Genomic DNA, 24441 nt, shown 5'->3' with positions numbered 1-24441 from the left:
GATTTTGAATACAACCAGATTTAACGCTATTTATTCTACAATTAAAACATATGTTGTTTGTTTTGCTCTGTTATTAGTAAGTGCAAGTGCTTTTGCTCAGGTTGCACCTACAACAGCACAAGATAGTATCCAAACGGGGCATAGTTTGGGACGTATTAATATCGCTAATCCAGCAAGTATTGTTTCAAAATATACTTATGATGCCTTTACAGATCGTTATATTTATACAGAATCTGTAGGTGAATTTAATATAAACTATCCCGTAATTTTAACACCATCCGAGTTTGAACAAATGGTTCAGGCCGAAAATTTAAAATCGTATTACAAGCAAAAAATTGATGCTTTTGATGGGAAAAAAGATGGTTCGGAAGAGGAGGTTAAAAATCTATTACCTCAGTTTTATGTAAATTCAAGCTTTTTCGAATCTATTTTCGGAGGAAGTACTATCGATGTTATTCCTCAAGGATCGGTAGAAATGGATTTGGGTGTTCTGTTTTCTAAACAGGATAATCCGGCATTTTCGCCAAGAAATAGAAGTAACTTTAGTTTCGATTTTGACCAGCGTATTAGTTTAAGTTTATTAGGTAAGGTCGGGACGCGTTTACAAGTTACTGCCAATTACGATACCCAATCTACTTTCGATTTTCAGAATTTAATAAAATTAGAATACACACCAACCGAAGATGATATTATCCAAAAAATTGAAGTCGGTAATGTTAGTATGCCTTTAAACAGTTCCTTAATTACAGGAGCTCAGAGTTTATTTGGTGTAAAAACACAACTACAATTTGGTAAAACTCGGGTTACTGGAATTTTTTCAGAACAGAAATCGGAAATCAATACAGTCGTTGCTCAAGGTGGAGGAACTTTAGAAGAGTTCGAATTATTTGCAAGGGACTACGACGAAAATCGTCACTTCTTCTTAGCACAGTATTTTAGAGAAAAGTATGATGCCGCACTATCCAATTATCCATACATTAATACTAATGTACAGATCACACGTATGGAGGTATGGATTACTAACCGCACAAACAGTACGGATAATGTAAGAAATATAGTAGGATTTCAGGATTTAGGAGAATCGAATCCAGAGTTAATAGGTTCTGCAGTTAATGTTTTTGGAAGTCCAGGAGCATATCCAGACAACGGAAATAATGCTTACGATCCTACAGCAATTGGTCAGGCAAATTCTCAGTTAACCACGGCTGTTCGAGATATAGCAACGGTACAATCCGGAATTTTAGTTGGTGGCACAAGTGAAGGGAAAGATTACGCTAAACTTGAAAATGCTAGAAAATTAGTGCAAGGCACAGAATATCTTTTAAACACCCAATTGGGGTATGTGTCCTTAAATCAGCGATTAAATAACGATGAAATTCTTGCGGTAGCGTTTCAGTTTACTGTAGGAGGACAAGTATATCAGGTCGGGGAATTTGCTAATGATGGTGTAGATGCTACAGATATAGGAGATAGCGACGATGATTCTCCGCAAGTAGTTACCAATAATAGTTTAGTTTTAAAATTACTTAAAAGTCCTATCACGAGTGTAGATCAGCCTATTTGGGAGCTGATGATGAAAAACATTTACGATACTGGAGCCTATCAATTAAGTCAGGAAGATTTCAAATTAAATATATTTTATAACGAAGCGTCACCTTTAAACTATATTAGTCCTGTAGGTGGAGATTTTGGAACAGATTTCGATGGCACGCCTATTCAAGAAGTGCCATTACTACAATTATTTCATTTTGATAAGTTAAATTACAATGGAGATCCGCAGGCCGGGGGAGATGGGTTTTTCGATTATGTAAATAATATCACCGTTATACCTTCAAACGGAAAAATTGTATTTACCAAAGTTGAACCTTTTGGGGAATATTTATTCGATGTTTTAGATGTTCCAACAGATTTTGGGAATTACGACGATCCAACTACCTATAACGAGAATCAGAAAAAATATGTTTATAACGAATTATACGATGTCACTAAAACCAAGGCATTAGACTATGCCGAAAAGAATAAGTTTCAAATTGCAGGACGTTACAAGTCTTCTGGAGGCGAAGGAATTTCTATTGGTGCTTTTAATGTGCCAAGAGGTTCGGTTTCGGTTACTGCCGGCGGACGTGTTTTAGTTGAGGGGATAGATTATACTGTAAATTATCAGTTAGGTCAAGTACAAATTTTAGATGAAGCTTTAAAAGCATCAAATACACCGATTCAAGTTTCTACAGAAAATAACGCTGTATTTGGTCAGCAAACCAAACGGTTTATGGGAGTGAACGTAGAGCATCAATTTAGCGATAAATTTGTGTTAGGCGCTACCTTGTTAAATTTAAACGAGCGACCAATCACTCAAAAAGCAAACTACAGCACAGAGCCTATAAATAATACCATTTTTGGATTTAACGGTAACTATTCAACAGAAGTGCCATTTCTAACACGTTTAGTTAATAAGTTACCCAATATAGATACAGACGTGCCATCTAATTTATCTGTTCGTGGTGAATTTGCATATTTAAAACCAGGTGCTCCAAAAGGAACCGATTTTGATGGGGAAGTCACGGCTTATGTCGACGATTTTGAAGGTTCGCAGAATGCCATTTCATTATTGTCTCAGCAATCTTGGTTTCTCTCAAGCAGACCATTAGATGTGAGTATTTCAGAAAATCCGACTGCCGATCAGAATGGTATTCAGAACGGTTACCAACGTGCCATGTTAAACTGGTATACAATAGATCCTATTTTCTATTCTAGTCAGCGTCCTTCCGAAATGTCGGACGATGATATTTCTAGTATATATACCAGTCGTGTATTTATTCAAGAATTATTCCCAGAACAAGGAATTGCACAGGGGCAAACCACTGTTTTAAACACTTTAGATTTAGCTTATTATCCAGAAGAACGCGGACCATATAATTTCGATCCCAATACAAAAAGTGGAATTATCCCAAATCCAGAAGCGAGTTGGGCAGGAATAACACGAGCGCTAACATCTACCGATTTCGAGCAAGCCAATGTAGAATATATCGAGTTTTGGTTACAAGATCCTTTTCAGGAAAATGAACAAAACCCAGGAGGTAAATTAGTTTTCAACTTAGGAAACATCTCTGAAGACCTTATTAAAGATGGTAGAAAGCAATATGAAAATGGGTTGCCAAAAGATGGTAATTCTGGATTGTTACCAACTACCGAATGGGGAACCGTTGTGCCACAAAACCAAGCATTAATATATGCTTTCGACTCTCAAGGGAGTGAACGTACTAACCAAGATGTAGGGTACGATGGGTATAATGATGCCGAAGAAGGTGTTGTTTTTGGAATTGATTTTGGACCAGATCCATCAAACGATAATTATGTGTATTATTTAAATACAACGGGAGATATTTTTGACCGATATAAGCGATATAACGGTGTAGATGGGAATTCGCCAGACGTGTTTAGTGATACCAATAGAGGTTCCACAACACTGCCAGATGTAGAAGATATTAATCGTGATAATACCATGAACACGATTGATAGTTATTACGAATACGAATTAGATTTAACACCGCAGAATTTACCTAATAGTTCTAGCGATTTAGGAAATATTTCGCCTTCAAATCCTTTAGGTGAATATATTAAAGATGTTAAAATAGAACCTCGTTTATTGGCAAATGGGCAATCGACTAATATTAGATGGTATCAATTTAGAATACCTGTAGAGAGCGCCAGAGCCAAGTCGGTAGGAGGTATTAGCGATTTAAGATCTATTCGATTCGCACGTATGTATCTTAAAGATTTTAGTGAATCTACCATATTCCGTTTTGGAACGCTAGATTTAGTGCGAAGTGATTGGAGACGTTATACCTTGGCTTTAGATGAAGACGATGTAACGCCAGACGATCCAGAAACAGAGTTTTCTGTAGGTGTGATAAGCACTTTAGAAAATGATGGAATTTACCAATCGCCTCCAGGTGTAGATCCTGAAGAATTATATAACAACAATACCGTTATTCAGCAAAACGAACAATCTTTAGTAGTTGAAGTCTGCGATCTGGAAGAAGAAGATTCTAGAGCTGTTTATAAGAATATTAGCATCGATATGCGTCAGTATAAACGTTTACGAATGTTTGTACATGCCGAAGAAGATGGTATTCTTGGTTTACAGGATTATCCAGTTGCTTTTATAAGAATGGGTAACGATTTAACTCAGAATTACTATCAGATTGAGATTCCTTTAAAAGTTAGTGAAGGAACAACCAGAGATGCGTTGTGGCCAGAAGAAAACGAAATTAATTTACCTATAGAATTACTACAAGAAATAAAAGCAATTGGTTTATCCGATGGGACTTTATTAAACGAAGATCCTACATTTTACGATGTGGTTGGTAGTGATTTAAATGTAGTAACCGATCAGTACAGTGGTTATGTTTTAGGGCAGCACCGTATTGGAATAAAGGGGAATCCTAATTTTGGAGATATTCGAACGTTAATGCTTGGTGTTAAAAATGCATCGTCCAACAAACAATGTGGAGTGTTTTGGTTTAACGAATTGCGTTTATCCGATATGGATAACGAAGGCGGTTGGGCTGCGATATTAAGTATGGATTCTAATATAGCAGATTTCGCAAATGTTAGTGCTACGGGAAGACAAAGTACATCTGGTTTTGGTACTATAGAACAAGGACCTAGTCAGCGTAGTCTTGAAGATGTGCAACAATACGATGTGGTTACTAACGTTAATTTAGGTCAGTTACTACCTGAAAAGTGGGGTGTGCAATTGCCTTTTAATTACGGACAGAGCGAGGAAAGAATTACGCCTAAATACGACGAATATTATCAGGATTTAGAATTGGAGGCTATACTAGATAATTCGAACAATAAAGATTCTGTGCTTAATGTAAACGAAAACTACACGAAGCGAAAAAGCATCAATTTTATCGGTGTAAGAAAAATTAGAACAACCGAAGCTAAACCTCAGTTTTACGATATAGAGAATTTCACCTTTAATTATTCGTTTAATAAAGTAGAACATCGCGATTTTGAAATTGAGAATTCAGTCGATAAAACCGTGCGTTTAGGTGCAAATTATGCTTATAATTTTACGCCGAAATCAATAGAACCTTTCAAGAATAACGATTCTCTTTTTATGGGTAAATACTGGAAGGTGTTAAAGGATTTTAATTTTAATTACCTACCTACAACATTTACGGTAAGTTCTAATTTTTTAAGAAATTACAACAAGCAAAGATATAGAGAAGTTGAGTTGTCTGCTGGTAATATTGGGTTAGACGATTTGTATAGACGTAATTATACATTCGATTTTCAATATACATTTAGTTATAATATTACTAGAGCACTTCAGGTAAACTTTACCACTTCAAAAAATAATATTGTTAGAAATTATTTCGAGGACAATATTATTAATGGTTCGCAGGATCCTACTTTGGATGTTTGGGACGGGTTCTTAGATATTGGAGATCCAAACAGACAGTACCAGCAATTAGGTGTTAATTATGAGTTGCCACTATACAAAATACCGTTCTTAAGCTTTTTACAAGCGACCTATTCGTATACTGGAGATTTTCAGTGGCAAAAAGGATCAGATTTATATGGCGATTTAGAAGTAGATGGACAAACCTACGATTTAGGAAATACCATCCAGAATGCCAATGTGCATAACATAAATACATCTATGGAAATGAATAAGTTCTATAGATATATTGGTTTAGTAAAGAAACCTACAAATAAAAATAGTCGCGGAGCTGTTTCGGCAAGAAGTCCAAAAGGTGCAGAAAAACCTGTACCAGAAAGTAAGAGTAATGCCTGGGTAAATGCCGCAATAGATATTGCGACTATGGTAAAACGTATTCAGGTAAATTATCAGGAAAATAACGGAACCTACTTACCAGGATATTTAGAAACTCCAGGCTTTTTAGGAACTGTTAGACCTACTTTTGGATATACCATAGGTAGCCAAAGCGATATTAGACAATTGGCAGCGAGTAAAGGATGGTTAACCGTGTATCAGGATTTTAACGAGCAATACATCGAAACCCATAATAAGCAATTAGATATTTCGGCGAATTTAGAGCCGGCAACAGATTTAAAAATTGATTTAATCTTTAACCGATTGTATTCCGAAAGCTTATCAGAAAACTTTGTTGTCGATCAGATTAATAACGATTATCAATATCAGTCATTAACACCGAATACCTATGGTAATTTTAATATTTCGACGCTTTTAATTAAAACAGCATTTGGAAAAAGTGACGAAACAAGCTCTAAGGCATTCGACGAGTTTAGATCAAATCGATTAATCGTGTCTAGACGATTGGCAGCACGTGCTGGTGTAGATATGTCTAATCCAGACAATTTTGAAGGAGGAAATATTGATGGTTATGCTTTAGGATTTGGGAAAACAAGTCAGGCTGTATTGTTACCATCATTCTTATCGGCTTACCAAGGTGTAGGAGCCAATGACGTAAGTTTGGGAGCATTTAGAAACGTGCCTTTGCCAAACTGGGATTTAAAGTACACAGGGTTTATGAAAATGGCTTGGTTTAAAAAGAACTTTAAAAGATTTTCTGTGGGTCACGGTTACCGATCAACCTATACCATTAACCAGTTTTCGACCAATTTAGACTATAATAAGGTAAATTATTCTTTAGATTATGAGAATCAGCCGGATTATGTATTCAATCAGTCGGGAGATTATAAATCCGAAAATTTATATAGCAACATCAACTTAACAGAAATGTTTAGTCCGTTAATTCGTTTGGATTTCGAAATGCAAAATTCAGTAAAAATTCTTGCAGAAGTGAGAAAAGATAGATTATTGTCGTTGAGTTTCGATAACAATTTAATGACAGAAATTATAGGGAACGAATACATTGTAGGTTTAGGATATCGCATTAAGGATGTCCGTATGAAATCTAAGTTAGCAGGTCCAAATCAGACTATTGTGAGCGATATTAACATGAAGGCCGATGTGTCTTTAAGAGAGAATAAAACAATAATTAGATACTTAGATTTAGATAATAATCAGATTACATCGGGTCAAACCATTTGGGGCTTAAAATACACCGCAGATTATGCGTTCAGCAAAAACTTGTCGGCTATATTTTATTTCGATTATACGTTCTCCGAATATGCAATATCTACAGCGTTTCCGCAAACCACGTTGCGCTCAGGGTTAACAATGCGATATAATTTCGGTAATTAAATCAATTAAGTTTGTAATTTAGCTTTGAATAAATACATTTGTTAAACCTAATTAAATAAAATAAATAATGAATATTCCATCAGAATTAAAGTACACTAAAGACCACGAATGGGTTAAAATTGAAGGCGATGTCGCTACAATAGGTATTACAGATTTCGCACAAAGCGAATTAGGAGATATCGTTTATGTAGAAGTTGAGACTTTAGATGAGACTTTAGATATTGAAGAGGTTTTTGGAACCGTTGAGGCTGTAAAAACAGTGTCAGACTTATTTTTACCTTTATCTGGTGAGGTTATCGAATTTAACGAGAGCTTAGAAGATGCTCCAGAAGTTGTAAATTCGGACCCTTATGGAGACGGTTGGATGATTAAACTTAAATTTACTAAGCCAGAAGAATTAGATACTTTATTGTCTGATGCCGATTATAAAGCCTTAGTTGGTGCTTAAAAAAAGGGTTTTAATACCTGCTGCGTTTCTTTATACTGCTGTTTTAGCAACTGTAAGCTTAATGAATTTGGGTACGATTACAGACGGAACTCCCAAGAATACCGATAAGGTGTTTCATTTTCTGGCATATTGTTTGCTAAGTTTATTATGGTATGCCGTATTTAAATACGGTTATAAATGGACACAAGCAAAAGTGCTTATATTAACAGGAGTAGTCGCGATAAGTTTCGGGGTATTAATAGAATACCTTCAAGGTACTCTTACCGAAACTCGTCAATTTGACGTTTTAGATATTTTTGCAAATAGTGTAGGTGTTATTGTAACGCTCTTAATTTTAACGATCAAGAATAAAATTCAATATAAAAAGATATAAACGCTTGCTTTTTTGCCAAATAAATGGTTATTTTAGCAATCCTGAAAACAATATATTATGGAACCTAAGAAGAATCCTAAAGCAAATGTCTCACGTAACAGTGCTTTATACTTTGCGATTGGTTTAGCAATGATGTTAGCCTTAACTAATTTCGCAATTAATTACAAAACTTACGATAAAGAAGCCATCGATATCGGTCTGATTACAATGGATGAAGAAATGGACGAAGAAATTCCCATTACTGAACAGATTAAGACTCCACCACCTCCACCACCACCACCAGCAGCTCCAGAAGTTATTGAGGTTGTAAAGGATGAGGTTGAAATTGAAGAAACTGTAATCGAATCTACTGAAACTAGTCAGGAAGAAGAAATTGCTGAAGTAGAAGAAGTATTTGTAGAAGAGGTTGAAGAAGATGTAGAGGTTCCTTTCTCAATTATTGAAAACGTTCCTGTTTTTCCTGGATGTGAAAAAGGGAATAACGCTGAGAAGAAAAAGTGTATGTCTGATAAGATTTCAAAATTTGTTGGAAAAAACTTTAATACAGATTTAGCTGGAGAATTAGGTTTATCAGGAAGACAGCGTATTAACGTAATCTTTAAAATTGGTAAAGATGGAAACATTACAGGTGTACGTGCTAGAGCACCACACCCTAAATTAGAGCAAGAGGCTTCTCGTGTAATTAATAAATTACCACAAATGAAGCCAGGTATGCAACGTGGAAAAGCAGTAATTGTACCTTACTCACTTCCAATTGTATTCCAAGTACAAGATTAAATACAATATTGTTTATATATTAAAATCCCGATACGGTTGTATCGGGATTTTTTTTGTTTTATTACGGCACGCTTATTGTTAATTTATCATAATATTAACATTTAAATTTAAATATTATGAAGGAATCAGTGTCAAAAGAATCGTTATTATTAAAAAATAATAGCAAAAGCGATGTTATTCGAAGTAAGGATGTGAAGTTAAAAAACAATGCGATGATTTATTTTCAAATTGGATTGATTGTGTGTTTACTCATGGTCTACGGTTTGTTCGAAACCTCATATAATAAGCAACCGTTGGCTGTGGTAGATTTTGCTACAAATATTGAAGAGTCTTCAGAATACACGATGGATAATTTTATTATTAAGGAAGCTCCTAAAGCAGTTAAGTCCATCGAACCAAAAACTGCTAAGAAAACCATTTTAACCGATACACCTACCATAGTAGATAATGATACTTCAATTGAAACAAATTTTAAAGATGTATTTACGCAGGCAGATGACGCTCCAATTTTAAAAGATGCGTCCGACCTTGATATTGTAGAAATACCAGAAGAGGAAGATGAGATTTTTAATATGATGGGGGTTGAGGTTGTACCTGTATTTCCAGGTTGCGAATCTGCTAAATCTAACGACGCTCGTAAAGCGTGTATGTCTAAAAAGCTTTCCAAACTGGTTCAAAGAAAATTTAACACCAATTTGGCCTCAGAAGAAGGATTAACTGGGATTCAAAAAATACAGGTTCAGTTTAAAATAAACAATAAAGGCGAGGTTACTGATGTAAAAGCACGTGCGCCTAATAAAACACTAGAGAACGAAGCAAAACGTGTAATAGGAGAAGTACCAACAATGATTCCGGGGAAACAACGTAACAAAAATGTAAGTGTTATGTATACCATGCCTATTCTATTTCAGGTTCAGAATTAAAAATACTTTTAAAACGCACTAAAAGTCGATATGATGTACAATCGTATCGGCTTTTTTAATTTATGTATTCTTAAAAAACAGTATCTTTCGGCATTAAACGAACACTAACTGTTACCATTTTTTTATGAACAGATTATTTGCATGTCTACTAATTTTACAATCCATAAGTATTTTTGCACAAGAACAACCTTTTTACGAAAAACCACCTGTTTTTAAGTCGTGTGAAAATGTCGTGTTTGAGGATCTTCAACCGTGTTTCGATAAAACCGTTTATAACTTTGTTTATGATGCATTTCAGATGCCTGAAGATGTAATAAACGATCAGTATAAAGGTGATTTGGTTGTGTTGTTTGAAGTGAATGCAGAAGGCGGTTTTAAAGTATTGTATACAGATGCCGTTTATAATTCGCTACAAGAGGAAGCAAGACGTGTTTTTAAGTTGTTACCAAATGTTCAGCCGGCAACCTATAGTGGCAATCCTATTTTTAAGCAATACTCAGTAACGTTTAGTATACCATTAACGCCTTATGTAGAGCAAACAGACGCGCCTGCAATTGTAGAATCTATTAATAATCCTATAGATAGTCGTGTAAAAAACGAATTAGATAGTATTAGTAAGTCTGTTAAATTCAACACAAAAAAGCAATTTAAGAGTACTTTAAATATTCCGTTTAGTCATAGTTATTATGCGAAGTTCGATCGCAATATTAATTTAGTTGGTACTAACAGCCATACAGCTTCTAAACCTTTACTGTATACAGATGTCGATAATTACTACGATTTTCAGGCAGAAGAACAGAAAATTAAGAAAGATGTATCTACATGGTTAGGACGAAAGTTTTGGAATGATCATTTAGTGGAAGTCGAAGGAAAGGATTATTGGTTTTTAGCCGACTTTGTAATGGACTTGCAGGTCGGACACGATACGGATTCCGATTTCGGAACGACATTTTTGAATACGCGAGGGGTTGTGTTTCAAGGAGGGTTGGGGAAGAACTTTAGTTTTTCTACTTCGTTCTACGAAAGTCAAGGACGATTTGCTCAATATTACAATAGTTATGCCGAAAGTATAAAAGCATGGGGGCCAGACCCCGCTTTAATTCCAGGGCGTGGCATTGCAAAAGAATATAGTGGCGATGCTTACGATTTTCCAGTTGCAGAAGCTTATATGTCGTATTCACCAGCGAAATTTTTGAACCTTCAGTTCGGTCATGGTAAAAACTTTATAGGAGATGGATATCGTTCGTTATTGGTTAGCGATGTTGCTGTTCCTTCACCGTACTTAAAATTAAACGTCTCTTTCTGGAAATTAAAATACACCAGCACCTGGTCGTGGCTTAAAGATGTACGTCCTGAGGTTACCGAAGACAAAACCTATTTAACAAAATACACCTCTAATCATTATTTAAGTTTAAATGTTACCGACCGCTTAAATATAGGGCTGTTCGAATCTGTGGTTTGGGGAAATACAAACGATAGAGGTTTCGATGTAAATTATTTAAACCCGATTATCTTCTTAAGAGCGATAGAGTTCGAAACAGGACAAGGGGCAGGGAATGCCATTATGGGATTTACGTCTAAGTATAAGCTAAACGATAATATGAATCTTTATGGGCAGTTTATTTTAGACGAATTCTCTTTAAGTGATGTTACCGGAGGCGATAAAAGTTGGAAAAACAAATTCGGATTTCAGTTAGGTTATAAATATTACAACGCCTTTAATGTCGATAATTTGTATCTCCAAGCCGAATACAATCAGGTACGACCATATACTTATTCTCATGATACTATAACCTTAAATTATGGAAATTACAATCAGTCTATGGCACATTTATGGGGAGCTAATTTTAGAGAGTTTATATTAATTGGACGCTATAACTATGAGCGCTGGTTTGCAGATGCTAAACTAATTTTAGGTGTACGTGGTTTAGATTTCAATACGTTAGAAGATGGCTTTAGTTATGGTGGTGATATTTTTAGAGATTATAACGATAGACCGTACGATACTAATGTTAAAATTGGTCAAGGGATAAAAACAAAAACGGTAAATGCAGAGCTTCAAGCAGGATACTTAATTAACCCAGCATCGAATTTAAAATTATTCACGAATATTAGTTATCGAAATTTTAATCCAGATGCCACGACAACAACAACTTTTAAGAGTAATACGGTCTGGTTTAATATAGGAATAAGGAGCGATCTATTTAATTGGTATTTTGATTTGTAGAATTAACTTTTCAAGGTATATTTGCGCACTTTGAATTAATAAATTGCGATAAGTAATCGAGACCTTGAGTAGTACACAGCAGTCTGTAAAGACACATTCCATAATTTCAGATTTTAAAGAGATCACTAAGATGCGTCTGTCTATAAGTGTGGTGTTCTCTTCATTAACTGGATATTTGCTTGGCGTGGATACTGTAGATTTGAAAACCTTAGTGCTTCTGGCTTTCGGAGGTTATTTTATGGTAGGAGCTTCAAATGCATACAACCAAATTATTGAAAAGGATTTAGATATTTTAATGGATCGTACTAAAGATCGTCCGGTGCCTGCTGGAAGAATGTCTGTTAATACAGCCTTTACTATAGCGACTATATTTACTCTATTAGGTCTTATCGTTTTATATACAATTAACCCTAAAACAGCTATGTTTGGGGCCATTTCCATTTTTATTTATACTTGTCTTTATACGCCTTTAAAAACAAAAACACCATTATCTGTATTTGTAGGTGCTATTCCTGGAGCCATCCCGTTTATGTTAGGTTGGGTTGCTGCAACCAATAGTTTTGGTATAGAACCAGGGGTGTTATTTATGTGGCAATTTTTCTGGCAATTCCCACACTTTTGGGCGATTGGTTGGTTTCTATTCGACGATTATAAAAAAGGAGGATTTTTTATGCTACCCACAGGGAAGCGAGATAAAGGGACGGCAGTACAGATAATTATATATACGGTTTGGACTATTATTATATCTATAATCCCAGCCATTGGGTTTACTGGTAAACTGTTTTTATCTCCAATCGCGGCGGTAATAGTATTTTTATTTGGTTTGGTAATGTTATATTATGCCATTCTTCTGTTTAAGAAAATGACTGCTATAGCTGCAAAACAACTTATGTTGGCCAGTGTGTCTTACATTACATTAATTCAGATTATTTACGTACTAGATAAATTTTTAAGATAGCATGGACTTAACTCAAGGTACATTAGAAGAAAAAACATACAGAGCAAAAAAAGTGATGCTTTGGTTTGGAATTATTTCCTTAATCATGTCTTTTGCAGGATGGACGAGTGCATTTATTGTTAGTAGCAAACGACCAGATTGGTTAACCGACTTCCAGTTGCCAAATGCCTTTATAATAAGTACTATTTTAATTTTAATTAGTAGTATCACGTTTTATTTTGCAAAACAAGCACTCGAAAAGGGCAACAGACAACGCACTACAATATTATTATTTGCAACCCTAGGTTTAGGAATTGCATTTATATATAATCAGTTTTCAGGCTTTAAAGAAATCATAGATGCTGGATATTATTTTACTGGTCCGACTAGTAATATCACCATGTCTTATGTCTATGTTATTGCTATAATGCACATTCTACACGTTGTTGTAGGGTTAATTTGCCTGATTGTTGTAATTTATAATCATTTTAAACAAAAGTATAGTCCCACGAAAATGCTTGGCTTTGAACTCGCAGCGACGTTCTGGCATTTCGTAGATTTTCTATGGCTTTACCTCTTTTTGTTTTTATATTTCTTTAAATAAATAATTTGTATATTTTTGACTAATAATAAAACCAAACAATTAATATGAATACTACAGTTGTAAATACTGGTACCGAAGGTAAGACTTGGGGTGGAGGTAACGAACCACTTCGCGCAAGTTACGGTAAAATGATGATGTGGTTTTTCATCGTTTCCGATGCCTTAACCTTTTCTGGCTTTTTAGCAGCCTACGGATTTTCAAGATTTAAATTTATCGATTCATGGCCAATAGCAGATGAGGTGTTTACACACGTTCCGTTTTTGCATGGTCAAGACTTACCGATGATTTTCGTTGCTTTCATGACGTTTATTTTAATTATGTCTTCTGTAACTATGGTTCTTGCCGTAGATGCAGGTCATCACTTAAATAAACAAAAAGTAACCATTTATATGTTTTTAACCATTATTGGTGGTATCATCTTTATTGGGTCTCAAGCTTGGGAATGGAGTACTTTTATTAAAGGTGAATATGGAGCAGTGCAAACCCGTTCAGGGAATTTACTTCAGTTTGTCGATACCGATGGACACCGTGTAGCTATTAGTGATTTTGCAGTTGCAAGCCATACTGAGAGAACATTGCACGAAAACAATAACGGACTTTGGTTTACTAGTGAAGGAACACTGCCTTCGTATACTGTAGACGAAGTGGTAAAAGGTTTAGAAGCGAATGAGAACATTTTAATTAGAACAGAGCTTCTTAACGAAGAAGGGCATAAAACTGTTTTATCCAGATCTGAATCCTTAAAACAATTAAAGTCTAACGGTCAGTTAGTGGTTGAAGGTGCAAATCTTCAGGTTAATGAATACGGTAAACCAATATTTGCCGATTTCTTCTTCTTTATTACAGGATTCCACGGTTTTCACGTATTATCAGGAATTATATTAAATATTATAATATTTTTCAATGTAATTGTGGGAACTTACGAAAAAAGACGTAGTTACGAGATGGTGGAAAAAGCCGGATTGTACTGGCACTTTGTAGATTTAGTTTGGGTATTTGTATTCACATTCTTCTACTTAGTTTAATTTTTTAAGATATAATATTTCAGAACATGGCAGATACACATAATTTAGCGATATTTAGAGGAGCATTAAAGTTCAAAACCAATAAGGATAAAATCTGGGGAGTATTAATTTTACTTTCTGTAATTACAGCTATCGAAGTTGTATTAGGGATTTACAAGCCTGAGGTTTTAATGGGTTACATTGCTGGAATGAAAATTTTAAACTGGATTTTCATCATATTAACCGTAGTAAAAGCATATTACATTGCATGGGATTTTATGCACTTAAGAGATGAGGCTTCAGGATTAAGACGTGCCATTGTATGGACGGGTATTTTCTTAATTAGTTACTTAACTTTTATATTATTAACAGAAGGTGGATATATTGAAAATGTATATTCTTCAGGTTATATAACACACGATTTTTAATAACACATTAAGTGTTAAATCAAAGTATTAAGGCGGTTTATTAAACCGTCTTTTTTATTTTTGCACGATATTTAAAATTTGATATCAAATTTTTTCTCAAACCTTAATTTATGAATGCAAAACGAGTAAAAAGAAACGCGGTAATAGGTATATTGTTTTTCCTTCCAGTGACCTTTTTATTGTTTTTATATCCTGCAAAGCACAACTATAATACTCTAGATGTTTTAAGTGCAGATGTTAGAGATTTAAATGGGTTTACTTCAGATTCAGAAGCATCAATTCTACTAGAAGATCATTTAACTGTTATTGGGTTTTTTGGAATGCATCCGTTAGAGAAGCATACTACAGGTTCTAATTTAAAAGAATTAGTCTACGATAAATTTAAAGGGTTTAAGAAATTTCAAGTAGTTATTGTTCTCGCTGAAGGAACAGAAGCCGAAGGTTTAGCGCTGAAAAAGGAGTTGATGAAATATGAAGAGCTTAAATACTGGCATTTTGTATACGGTTCTCCAAACGCCATTAAAGCAATTCATAAAGGGTTAAATGTACCAGATGCCTTAGATGCCGATTTAGCAACAGACAATGTGTACATAGTCGATAAAGAATTAAATTTAAGAGGACGCTTAGACGATAGATCAGATAACGAGTTGGCACACGATATTCCTGCATATTCAAAGTATGCTTATAATGCGATTAAGGTAGCCGACTTAAAAAATAAAATGAGTGAAGATGTAAGAATCTTATTTACCGAATATCGCCAAAAGCGTAAAGGTAATTTCGACTCTACTTCAAGACGAGCAAACGATTTAAACGGAACAGATGAGTAGTAAAACTAATTATTCGTACATAGGTATTGCCTTTATTCTTTTAGTATTTGGAATTCTTTTTGTTCCAAAAATTGTAGATCGCATTAAAAATGATGATGTAACGCGTAGCGATAGAATGAGTAATACACCAGATAATAATTTTTCTAATACAGAAGATTTATTGTTTCTAGAAATTAATGGAGAAACCAAAAAAGTTCCTGAGTTTAGTTTTATAAATCAGGATGGAGAGACCATTACAAACAAAGATTATTTAGGAAAGGTATACGTAGTAGAGTTTTTCTTTACAACTTGCCCAACCATTTGTCCGATAATGAATCAGAACTTGATTCAAATTCAGGAGCGATTTAAATCTATAGATAATTTTGGAGTGGCATCGTTTACTATAAACCCAAGTCACGATACGCCAGAAGTATTAAAAGCCTATGCAGATAAATATGGTGTAACTAATCCCAATTGGAATATGCTTACGGGAGACAGGGATGCGATTTATAATTTGGCAAATTTAGGTTTTAATCTATATACGGCTCAAGAAGATGCTGCTGCTGGCGGGTTTGAACATTCGGGTAACTTTGCTCTAATCGATAAAAACGGATTTATAAGATCGCGAAGTGATCAATATGGTAATCCTAAAATTTATTATCGCGGTACTATCACCGAAAAAGAAAAATACGACGAAGACGGAGAAGAAGAAGAGATCAGTATGCTTAAAGAAGATATTAAAAAGCTTTTAAATGAATAGTCAAGATACTAGTGTAGATACTCAGAAAGCAGCTAAATATAACAAATGGGTTGTTGTTTTGTCTGTCATAATTCCTATAGCTGTAGCTATTTTGTTTGGAGTTAAAATTCCTAATGTAGAACCGTTAACTTTTTTACCTCCAATTTATGCAACTACAAATGCGTTTACAGCTCTTGTTTTGGTATTAGCATTTAATGCGATCAAGAATGGAAACGTAAAACGTCACGAATTGTTAATGAAGGTAGCGATAGCGCTTTCGGTTTTATTTTTAGTCTTGTATGTGGCGTATCACATGACTAGTGATTCTACTAAATTTGGTGGTGAAGGTGTTATAAAATATGTTTATTATTTTATCCTCATAACACATATAGTCATGTCTATAATAGTTATTCCTTTCGTGCTTATAACTTATGTTCGTGCCATTACAAACGATATTGAGCGCCATAGAAAAATTGCTAGAATTACCTTCCCACTGTGGTTATATGTTGCAATAACTGGCGTTGTTGTGTATATTTTAATTTCTCCATATTATACTTTCTAATGAAAAAAACATACATCATACTTTTCGTTTTAATATTAGCATGTAGTGTCTCTGCGACAGCGCAATGTGCTATGTGTAGAGCTGTTTTAGAAACCGAAGAAGGTCAAGGAACAGCAGAAGGGATTAATGATGGTATTGTCTATTTAATGTCTATTCCCTACATTTTAATCGCAGGAATAGGATACGCGATGTACTTAAAATTCTTCCGTAATAAAAAATAGTTTTCATTTATTGTAACAAATTAAGGACTTCGTAGTCTTTTAATAGAAGGATATGTTTAAATAACACGTTTTATTTCTAAACGGTTTACTATTTATTTAATATCGCATACTTTAAGTTATTGAATATGATTGAAATTAAAGATTTACATAAATCCTATCACATGGGAAACAATACACTTCATGTGCTAAAAGGAATTGATTTTAGTGTAAAAGAAGGCGAACTTGTTTCTATAATGGGGTCTTCAGGATCTGGTAAATCGACTTTACTTAATATTCTAGGCATGCTGGACGAAGCCGATTCTGGTAGTTATACACTAGATGGTTTTCCTATTAAAAATCTAAATGAAAAGATCGCTGCCAACTACCGAAATAAATTTTTAGGATTCATATTTCAATCGTTTAATTTAATCAATTATAAATCTGCTCTAGATAACGTCGCTTTGCCTTTGTATTATCAGGGTGTTAAGCGTAAAGAACGTATAGAAAAAGCAGCACACTATTTAGAAAAAGTGGGTCTGGCCGATTGGTCTCATCATTTACCTAGTGAAATGTCTGGAGGACAAAAGCAGCGTGTAGCCATAGCAAGAGCTTTAGCCAGTGATCCTAAAGTACTTCTAGCCGATGAGCCTACAGGAGCCTTAGATACAAAAACATCTTACGAAGTAATGGACCTTATTCAAGGTATTAATGAAGAGGGTAAAACCATTTTAATTGTAACACATGAGCCAGATATTGCACAAATGACTAAGCGAATTGTGAACTTAAAAGATGGGTTAATAATAAATGATACCAAAGTAGAACAAGTTAGAGCCATACAAAATGTTTGATATTGAACGTTGGCAAGAGATTTTTGAAACTCTGAGAAAAAACAAGTTAAGAACATTTCTTACAGGGCTTTCTGTGGCTTCTGGTATTTTTATTTTAGTTATTTTATTAGGCTTTAGTAAAGGAATTAAAAATGGAATTACAGCCCAGTTCGAAGGGGATGCTTCTAATTTAATTGGTATAAACTCAGGGACAACTACAAAAGGCTACAAAGGGCTTAACCCAGGGAGAGATATTCAGTTTAAAAACGATGATTTTAATACCATCGCAGATAAATACGATAGTAGTATCGAATATAAATCTTCTTTTTATACCATTTGGGACGGATTGGTAAACTATAAAAACGAATCTGGGAGTTACCGTATACAAGGTATTTTGCCAGGTAATCAGTTTATAGAAAATGCAGATATTGGTCAAGGTCGTTTTATAAATTACGACGATGTAAAAGGCGCAAGGAAAATTGCCGTGATCGGGAACCGCGTAAAAAAGGATTTGTTTAAAGACGAAGATCCTCTTAATAAAAACATTTCAATTAAAGGAATTAACTATAAGGTTGTTGGGGTGTTTTTCGATCCGGGAGGAGAGCGAGACGAGAGTAAGGTATTCTTGCCTTTAGAGTCTGCACAACGTGCTTTTAATGGTGCCGACACTATTAGAAATATGATGTTTACTATAAAAATGGCCGATGATTTTGATAAGGCAGTCGAAGACTCAGACGCACTTACCGAAGCCATTTTAACCGATTTAAGACAAAAACATACGGTTTCTCCAGACGATGTTAGCGCAATACGTGTGTATAATACCATGGAATCTGCTAAGAAAATTTATTCGCTTATCGCCACCATTTCTACAGTGTTTTGGTTTGTAGGTATCGGTACAATAATCGCGGGTGTAGTTGGCGTAGGAAACATTATGCTTATTATCGTAAAAGAACGAACTAAAGAAATTGGTATCCGAAAAGCATTAGGCGCACAGCCTATGTCTATAGTAGGTATGATTCTTCAGGAATCTATTTTTGTAACCATGTTCTCGGGATTATTCGGATTAATACTCGGACTCGGATTACTAGAAATTGTAGGACCTTTAATAGAGAGTGATTTTATAAAGTATCCTCAAGTCGATTTTAATACAGCCTTAATTACCGTTTTTATTTTAGTATTTACCGGAGCTTTGGCTGGTTTTTTTCCAGCATATCGTGCTGCGCAAATCAAACCAATAATCGCTTTAAGAGACGAATAGTATGTTTAGTAAAGATAGATGGGAAGAAATATTAGAAGCCTTAAGTGCTAACAAGTTTAGAACCTTGTTAACAGCCTTTGGAGTGTTTTGGGGAATTACTATACTGGTATTACTATTGGCTTTAGTAAACGGATTAAGAAATGGTGTGACAGCCGATTTTGGTAATTTTGCGACCAATTCCATGTTTATGTGGGCGCAACAGACATCAATTTCTTATAAAGGTTTACCAAAAGGGCGATCTTTTAGCTATAAAATAGGTGATGTAGAAGCCTTAAAAGCAGAAATTCCAGAACTTAAATATGTCTCTCCTAGATTGCAATTAGGTGGTTTTAATGGCGCAAATAATGTAACTCACGGTACAAAAACAGGTGCTTTCCAGGTTAATGGAGATTATCCAGAGTATATAAAGCAACAACCTATGGATATTACCAGTGGGCGTTTTATAAGTTATTCCGATATAAATGTTAAGCGAAAAACCTGTGTTATAGGGATCGATGTGGTAAAAGGCCTATACGATAAAGATGAAGATCCTTTGGGGACTTATATCAAAATTAATGGCGTAAATTTTATGGTGGTTGGTACGTTTAAAGCCAGTAATTCACAAGGCGACCAAGAAGAAGATGCCAATACTATTTATGTGCCATTTACAGCTTTTGCTCAGGCATTTAATAGTGGTGAAAATGTAGGATGGATGGCTATTACTGCTCATGATGGTATGAGCATTACAGAAATAAAACCAAAGATTTTCGATATCGTAAAATCAAGACATAACATTCACCCAGACGACGATAGAGCTATTGGTAACTTCGATTTGTCGGAGGCATTTGGTCGTGTTAATGGCTTATTCTCCATTTTAGGTTTTGTAGGTTATTTTGTGGGATCGTTAGTCTTAATGTCTGGAATTATAGGTATTAGTAATATCATGCTAATTGTGGTTAAAGAACGGACTAAAGAAATAGGAATACGTCGTGCTTTAGGAGCATCGCCATGGACAATTAAATCGCAAATATTACAAGAAAGCTTATTGCTTACTATAGCGTCTGGAATGGTTGGTATTTCGTTTGCCGCGGGAGTCATTTGGGTGCTTAATTATATTTTAGATGGTAGTGGCCCAGTAGAAAATTTTGCAAATCCAAGTGTAAGCATGTCAGTTGTATTTATAGCCTTATTTATATTAGTAATATCCGGTTTATTAGCAGGTTTAATTCCTGCAAATAGTGCCACAAAAATGAAACCCGTAGACGCGTTAAGAATAGATTAAAAAGTAAAGAATTAATAAATGAAAAGATCATCAACCGTAATCGTATTAATCCTAATTGTAGTAGTGTTTACAATATCTCTACTTTATTTGTGGAAGAAAAATCAGGAAGATCCTATTACTTACACTACAGACGTAGCAACAGAGCAGACTATTGTTGTAAAAACAGTAGCCACAGGTAATATTGTTCCTAAAGAGGAGGTGCTTATTAAACCTAATATTTCAGGTGTTATTGAAGACATTTATATCGAAGCAGGAGAGTATGTAGAGTCAGGCGATTTAATTGCTAAAATACGTGTTATTCCTAATGTGTCATCTTTAACGAGTGCAAAGAATAGTATTGCCACTAACGAAACAGCGTTACAAACAGCAAAAATTAATTTTGAGACTCAAGAGTCAAATTATCAAAGACAGAAAGCGTTGTTCGAAAAAGGGGTTATTTCAGAAAATGATTTCGAGAGTATAAAAAATACTTATTTACAAACGAAGCAAGCTGTATCTCAGGCCGAAATTAACGTGACATCTGCAAAACAAAACTTCGATATTATTAAAACAGGTACAACATCTGGTTTAGGTAATATTGCACAAACATTAATTCGATCTACAGTTTCAGGGATGGTTTTAGATGTACCTGTAAAAGCGGGTAATCAAGTTATTGAGGCCAATAATTTTAACGAAGGAACTTCTATCGCTTCTTTAGCAGATGTTAGTAAAATGATTTTTGAAGGGAAAGTTGATGAAAGTGAAGTTGGGAAGATTAAAGAAAATTTACCTCTAGAAATTACTGTTGGTGCTATCGAAAATAAGAGTTTTGATGCTGTTTTAGATTATATTGCTCCTAAGGGCGTAGAAGAAAACGGAGCCATTCAGTTTGAAATTAAAGGAAGTCTAAAAAATATGGACGATACTTTTATTCGTGCAGGCTTAAGTGCCAATGCATCTATTATTTTAGATAAAGCAGAAAATGTTTTAGCGATAAAAGAAGCCTTGGTCCAGTACGACGAAAAAACAAAACTTCCTTTTGTAGAAATTGAAGATGGCGATCAAAAATTCGTAAGAAAAGATGTGGAATTGGGGATTAGTGACGGGATATTTGTACACGTAAAAAGCGGTATTTCAAAAGACGATAAAATTAAAGTTTGGAATCAAATTCAAGGAACTCCAAAATATGCACAATAATTTATCTATTGGGTGTAACACTTTTAACTATTTTTAGACTGATAATGTAATTATGAAAAAAATAACACTTTTAGGCCTTTTCTTTTTTGGAGGGATTTCTATTTATGCACAGGATAATAGCCAATGGACTATTGAAGAATGCGTTAATTATGCGTTAGAAAACAATATCTCTATTAAGCAATCAGAATTAGATACCAAATTAGCAGATATCGATAAGTCTTCAGCTACTATGGCTTTCTTACCGTCGTTAAATGCGAATGCATCGTATAATATTAATACAGGAGCCAACGTTAACCCGGCTACCAACCAGTTCGAGAATCAGACATTTAGATCGGCGAGTGGAGGTGTAAATTCTGGTGTTAATTTGTTTTCTGGTTTACAAAACTGGAAATCGTTACAGCGTTCTAAAATAAATGTTATTGCTTCACAGTATCAATTAGATAAAATGAAGGACGACATTTCAATCTTTGTTGCAAATGCTTTCGTTCAAATTTTATTTAACAAAGAGCAAATAAAAGTATTAGAAGCTCAGAACAAAATCACTAAAGAAAACCTAGAACGTACTAACGAGCTAGTCGATGCAGGTGTGCTTCCAAAAGGAGATTTATTAGAGATTAAAGCGACGGATGCAACGCAAATTCAGCAAATTATTGCAGCTAAAAATGATTTGTTTATTTCTAAAATCGGACTGGCTCAATTATTAAAAATTGAAGATTATAAGACTTTCGATATTGCAGAAGTAGATTATGGTTTGTTTTCAGATACTATTTTACAGGAAGATGCTTCAACCATTATAGCCAAAGCAAAGGAAGAAGTTTACGATGTTAAAGTTGCAGAGTCTAACTTAGAATTGGCGTCGAAAGATTTAGAACTTTCAAAAACGCAATATTATCCTCAATTAAGTGCTTTTATGGGGTATAGTACACGTTGGTCTAGTACAAATTTAGATTTTATAACAGGTCAAGAAATGCCTTTTGTAGATCAGTTATCTACTTTTGATGGTACGTCTTTCGGATTACAACTTAATGTCCCTATATTTAATGGCCTATCTGTAAGAAATAATGTAAGACGCAGTCAGGTAAATGTAGAGCGTTCTAAATATTTATTAGAGCAAGCGAATTTAGATTTAGAGTCTCAAGTGTACCAAGCTTATAATGATGCTAAAAACGCAAAAGAATCTTACGAAGCGGCAACACAAACTGCTGAGGCAAGAAAGTTAGCCTTCGAATATGCAGAAGAGCGCTATACTGTTGGGTTAACCAATGCTTTCGATTTTAGTCAGGCTTCTATCAATTATGAAAACGCACAATCGGACGTGGTGAGAACCAAATACGAATATATTTTTAAAATAAAAGTTTTAGAATTCTATTTCGGAATTCCAATCGATCAAATAAATCCTAACTAAGCCATGAAAAGGAAAAAGTTAATTCTTATTATTTCAATAATTGTAGTACTTCTTGCTTTGCTTGTCATCGGGAAAAAAGCAGGTTGGTTTGGTAAGCAAACAAATTTTAAAGAAGTTGAAACCAAAGAGCTTGCAACTATAGATATTGTTGAAACCGTATCTGCTACAGGTAAAATTCAGCCAGAAATAGAAGTTAAATTATCTAGTGAAGTATCTGGAGAGATTATTGCTTTGCCAGTTCGTGAAGGACAGGAAATTAAAAAAGGAGATTTATTAGTAAAGATAAACCCAGATATTTATCAGTCTAGTTTAAACCGTTCGCAAGCGACACTTCAAAATGCAAAATCAGGATTAGATCAAGCACAAGCCTCTTTAAAAGAAGCTAAATTAAGTTACGAGAGAAATAAAACACTATTCGATAAAGGAATTATATCTAAAGCAGATTGGGATAAGGCAGTGTCTACTTACGAGGTTGCGCAAGCTTCAAAAGCCTCTGCATACTATAATGTGCGAAGTGCTGGAGCAACAGTAAACGAAGCTAACGACAACTTAAACAGAACAACAATTTTCGCTCCAATGAGTGGAACAATATCTAAATTAGATGCCGAGTTAGGCGAACGTGTAGTAGGAACACAGCAAATGGCTGGAACCGAAATTATGCGTGTTGCTAACTTGAGTAATATGGAAGTTGAGGTAGATGTCAATGAAAATGATATTGTTAAAGTGAGCATTGGAGATTCTACTATAGTTGAAGTAGACGCTTATTTAAAGAAAGAATTTAAAGGTATAGTAACAGAAATTGCAAATTCTGCAGACGAAACATTAACTTCGGATCAGGTTACAAACTTTAAAGTAAAGGTGCGAATTTTAGAAGAGTCGTATAAAGATTTGCTTGAAGGGAAGCCAGAATCATATTCACCATTCCGTCCAGGTATGACTGCTACGGTAGATATTATTACTAAAAAGCGTAAAGATATTATAGGTGTTCCAATTAGTGCTATTGTTATTAAAAATGATACAGCAGTATCTAATTCAGAAACGCCTAAAGATATGCTTTCAACAGAAAAATTTGAATGCGTCTTTATTAAAGAAGGAGATTTAGCTAAATTGCGAGTTGTTAAAACTGGAATCCAAGACAATTCAAATATCGAAATTATTTCCGGTTTAGAATCGGGTGATGAAGTGATTACAGGACCATACAACATGGTGGCTAAAACACTAAAGAACGGAGATAAAGTAGGTTTAAAAGAACTTGAAAAATAATTAAAATAAAACACATACT

Annotated in this window: 20 protein-coding genes; all 20 read left to right on the top strand. The window is 34.6% G+C overall.

Features of this window, described 5'->3' with window-relative positions; genetic code table 11:
- The first annotated feature begins 4 nt into the window (after nucleotides 1-4).
- The 20 genes from sprA to ACKC83_RS03360 all read left to right on the top strand — a co-directional run bounded on the left by sprA (nucleotide 5) and on the right by ACKC83_RS03360 (nucleotide 24422).
- Nucleotides 5-7204 (top strand): cell surface protein SprA, encoded by a 7200-nt coding sequence (gene sprA / locus ACKC83_RS03455; RefSeq protein WP_434037036.1) that lies wholly within the window; start codon nucleotides 5-7, stop codon nucleotides 7202-7204.
- 67 nt (nucleotides 7205-7271) lie between these two features.
- On the top strand, nucleotides 7272-7652 hold the full coding sequence (gene gcvH / locus ACKC83_RS03450) for a glycine cleavage system protein GcvH (protein WP_414036600.1): 381 nt from the start codon (nucleotides 7272-7274) through the stop codon (nucleotides 7650-7652).
- Entirely contained in the window at nucleotides 7645-8025 is a 381-nt protein-coding gene (locus ACKC83_RS03445) for a VanZ family protein (RefSeq protein ID WP_434037035.1), read from the top strand. The genes gcvH and ACKC83_RS03445 overlap by 8 nt, the downstream gene beginning before the upstream one ends.
- A gap of 57 nt (nucleotides 8026-8082) precedes the next feature.
- Nucleotides 8083-8802 carry an energy transducer TonB gene (locus ACKC83_RS03440; protein WP_414036602.1) on the top strand — a complete coding sequence of 240 codons (720 nt, stop codon included), beginning with the start codon at nucleotides 8083-8085 and terminating at the stop codon, nucleotides 8800-8802.
- Nucleotides 8803-8918: 116 nt separating this feature from the next.
- The gene (locus tag ACKC83_RS03435) at nucleotides 8919-9725 is read left to right on the top strand and encodes an energy transducer TonB (RefSeq protein ID WP_434037034.1); all 807 of its coding nucleotides are present in this window, start codon (nucleotides 8919-8921) and stop codon (nucleotides 9723-9725) included.
- A gap of 124 nt (nucleotides 9726-9849) precedes the next feature.
- Nucleotides 9850-11952, top strand: coding sequence for a gliding motility protein RemB (locus ACKC83_RS03430; protein WP_434037033.1), 2103 nt, complete (start codon nucleotides 9850-9852; stop codon nucleotides 11950-11952).
- A gap of 64 nt (nucleotides 11953-12016) precedes the next feature.
- Nucleotides 12017-12910, top strand: a complete 894-nt coding sequence (gene cyoE / locus ACKC83_RS03425; protein WP_434037032.1) for a heme o synthase — start codon at nucleotides 12017-12019, stop codon at nucleotides 12908-12910.
- Between the two features lies 1 nt (nucleotide 12911).
- Nucleotides 12912-13493: a cytochrome c oxidase subunit 3 gene (locus ACKC83_RS03420; protein ID WP_434037031.1), complete on the top strand. Its 582-nt coding sequence runs from the start codon at nucleotides 12912-12914 to the stop codon at nucleotides 13491-13493.
- A 44-nt stretch (nucleotides 13494-13537) separates the two neighbouring features.
- Entirely contained in the window at nucleotides 13538-14518 is a 981-nt protein-coding gene (locus ACKC83_RS03415) for a cytochrome c oxidase subunit 3 (RefSeq protein ID WP_434037030.1), read from the top strand.
- Between the two features lie 26 nt (nucleotides 14519-14544).
- Nucleotides 14545-14925: a cytochrome C oxidase subunit IV family protein gene (locus tag ACKC83_RS03410; protein WP_434037029.1), complete on the top strand. Its 381-nt coding sequence runs from the start codon at nucleotides 14545-14547 to the stop codon at nucleotides 14923-14925.
- A 110-nt stretch (nucleotides 14926-15035) separates the two neighbouring features.
- Nucleotides 15036-15752, top strand: a complete 717-nt coding sequence (locus ACKC83_RS03405) for a hypothetical protein (protein WP_414036609.1) — start codon at nucleotides 15036-15038, stop codon at nucleotides 15750-15752.
- A complete protein-coding gene (locus ACKC83_RS03400; RefSeq protein WP_414036610.1) occupies nucleotides 15745-16491 on the top strand; it encodes an SCO family protein in 747 nt (248 codons plus the stop codon). The genes ACKC83_RS03405 and ACKC83_RS03400 overlap by 8 nt, the downstream gene beginning before the upstream one ends.
- Nucleotides 16484-17032: a DUF420 domain-containing protein gene (locus ACKC83_RS03395; RefSeq protein ID WP_434037028.1), complete on the top strand. Its 549-nt coding sequence runs from the start codon at nucleotides 16484-16486 to the stop codon at nucleotides 17030-17032. Before ACKC83_RS03400 ends, ACKC83_RS03395 begins: the two co-directional genes overlap by 8 nt.
- A complete protein-coding gene (locus ACKC83_RS03390; protein ID WP_434037027.1) occupies nucleotides 17032-17253 on the top strand; it encodes a hypothetical protein in 222 nt (73 codons plus the stop codon). The genes ACKC83_RS03395 and ACKC83_RS03390 overlap by 1 nt, the downstream gene beginning before the upstream one ends.
- Before the next feature lie 125 nt (nucleotides 17254-17378).
- Nucleotides 17379-18080, top strand: coding sequence for an ABC transporter ATP-binding protein (locus tag ACKC83_RS03385; protein ID WP_414036613.1), 702 nt, complete (start codon nucleotides 17379-17381; stop codon nucleotides 18078-18080).
- The gene (locus ACKC83_RS03380; RefSeq protein WP_414036614.1) at nucleotides 18073-19317 is read left to right on the top strand and encodes an ABC transporter permease; all 1245 of its coding nucleotides are present in this window, start codon (nucleotides 18073-18075) and stop codon (nucleotides 19315-19317) included. The genes ACKC83_RS03385 and ACKC83_RS03380 overlap by 8 nt, the downstream gene beginning before the upstream one ends.
- Nucleotide 19318: 1 nt before the next feature.
- Entirely contained in the window at nucleotides 19319-20578 is a 1260-nt protein-coding gene (locus tag ACKC83_RS03375; RefSeq protein ID WP_414036615.1) for an ABC transporter permease, read from the top strand.
- Between the two features lie 18 nt (nucleotides 20579-20596).
- Nucleotides 20597-21754 carry an efflux RND transporter periplasmic adaptor subunit gene (locus ACKC83_RS03370; RefSeq protein WP_414036616.1) on the top strand — a complete coding sequence of 386 codons (1158 nt, stop codon included), beginning with the start codon at nucleotides 20597-20599 and terminating at the stop codon, nucleotides 21752-21754.
- A 52-nt stretch (nucleotides 21755-21806) separates the two neighbouring features.
- Complete coding sequence (locus ACKC83_RS03365) at nucleotides 21807-23159, top strand: TolC family protein (RefSeq protein WP_414036617.1); 1353 nt, start codon at nucleotides 21807-21809, stop codon at nucleotides 23157-23159.
- A 3-nt stretch (nucleotides 23160-23162) separates the two neighbouring features.
- Complete coding sequence (locus ACKC83_RS03360) at nucleotides 23163-24422, top strand: efflux RND transporter periplasmic adaptor subunit (protein ID WP_434037026.1); 1260 nt, start codon at nucleotides 23163-23165, stop codon at nucleotides 24420-24422.
- The last annotated feature ends 19 nt before the right edge of the window (nucleotides 24423-24441 follow it).

Origin of the sequence: Formosa bonchosmolovskayae, assembly GCF_051016085.1 — a bacterium.
In the GTDB taxonomy this organism is placed as follows: domain Bacteria; phylum Bacteroidota; class Bacteroidia; order Flavobacteriales; family Flavobacteriaceae; genus Formosa.
The sequence above is the reverse complement of the archived record's forward strand: the minus strand, read 5'-3'. Positions and strand labels throughout refer to the sequence as shown.

What these genes read in the sequence shown, in the direction of transcription:
- gcvH (WP_414036600.1), top strand. Translation starts at nt 7,272, where the DNA reads ATGAATATTCCATCAGAATTAAAGTACACTAAAGACCACGAATGGGTT.
- ACKC83_RS03440 (WP_414036602.1), top strand. Translation starts at nt 8,083, where the DNA reads ATGGAACCTAAGAAGAATCCTAAAGCAAATGTCTCACGTAACAGTGCT.
- ACKC83_RS03435 (WP_434037034.1), top strand. Translation starts at nt 8,919, where the DNA reads ATGAAGGAATCAGTGTCAAAAGAATCGTTATTATTAAAAAATAATAGC.
- ACKC83_RS03430 (WP_434037033.1), top strand. Translation starts at nt 9,850, where the DNA reads ATGAACAGATTATTTGCATGTCTACTAATTTTACAATCCATAAGTATT.
- ACKC83_RS03420 (WP_434037031.1), top strand. Translation starts at nt 12,912, where the DNA reads ATGGACTTAACTCAAGGTACATTAGAAGAAAAAACATACAGAGCAAAA.
- ACKC83_RS03415 (WP_434037030.1), top strand. Translation starts at nt 13,538, where the DNA reads ATGAATACTACAGTTGTAAATACTGGTACCGAAGGTAAGACTTGGGGT.
- ACKC83_RS03410 (WP_434037029.1), top strand. Translation starts at nt 14,545, where the DNA reads ATGGCAGATACACATAATTTAGCGATATTTAGAGGAGCATTAAAGTTC.
- ACKC83_RS03405 (WP_414036609.1), top strand. Translation starts at nt 15,036, where the DNA reads ATGAATGCAAAACGAGTAAAAAGAAACGCGGTAATAGGTATATTGTTT.
- ACKC83_RS03400 (WP_414036610.1), top strand. Translation starts at nt 15,745, where the DNA reads ATGAGTAGTAAAACTAATTATTCGTACATAGGTATTGCCTTTATTCTT.
- ACKC83_RS03395 (WP_434037028.1), top strand. Translation starts at nt 16,484, where the DNA reads ATGAATAGTCAAGATACTAGTGTAGATACTCAGAAAGCAGCTAAATAT.
- ACKC83_RS03390 (WP_434037027.1), top strand. Translation starts at nt 17,032, where the DNA reads ATGAAAAAAACATACATCATACTTTTCGTTTTAATATTAGCATGTAGT.
- ACKC83_RS03385 (WP_414036613.1), top strand. Translation starts at nt 17,379, where the DNA reads ATGATTGAAATTAAAGATTTACATAAATCCTATCACATGGGAAACAAT.
- ACKC83_RS03380 (WP_414036614.1), top strand. Translation starts at nt 18,073, where the DNA reads ATGTTTGATATTGAACGTTGGCAAGAGATTTTTGAAACTCTGAGAAAA.
- ACKC83_RS03375 (WP_414036615.1), top strand. Translation starts at nt 19,319, where the DNA reads ATGTTTAGTAAAGATAGATGGGAAGAAATATTAGAAGCCTTAAGTGCT.
- ACKC83_RS03370 (WP_414036616.1), top strand. Translation starts at nt 20,597, where the DNA reads ATGAAAAGATCATCAACCGTAATCGTATTAATCCTAATTGTAGTAGTG.
- ACKC83_RS03365 (WP_414036617.1), top strand. Translation starts at nt 21,807, where the DNA reads ATGAAAAAAATAACACTTTTAGGCCTTTTCTTTTTTGGAGGGATTTCT.
- ACKC83_RS03360 (WP_434037026.1), top strand. Translation starts at nt 23,163, where the DNA reads ATGAAAAGGAAAAAGTTAATTCTTATTATTTCAATAATTGTAGTACTT.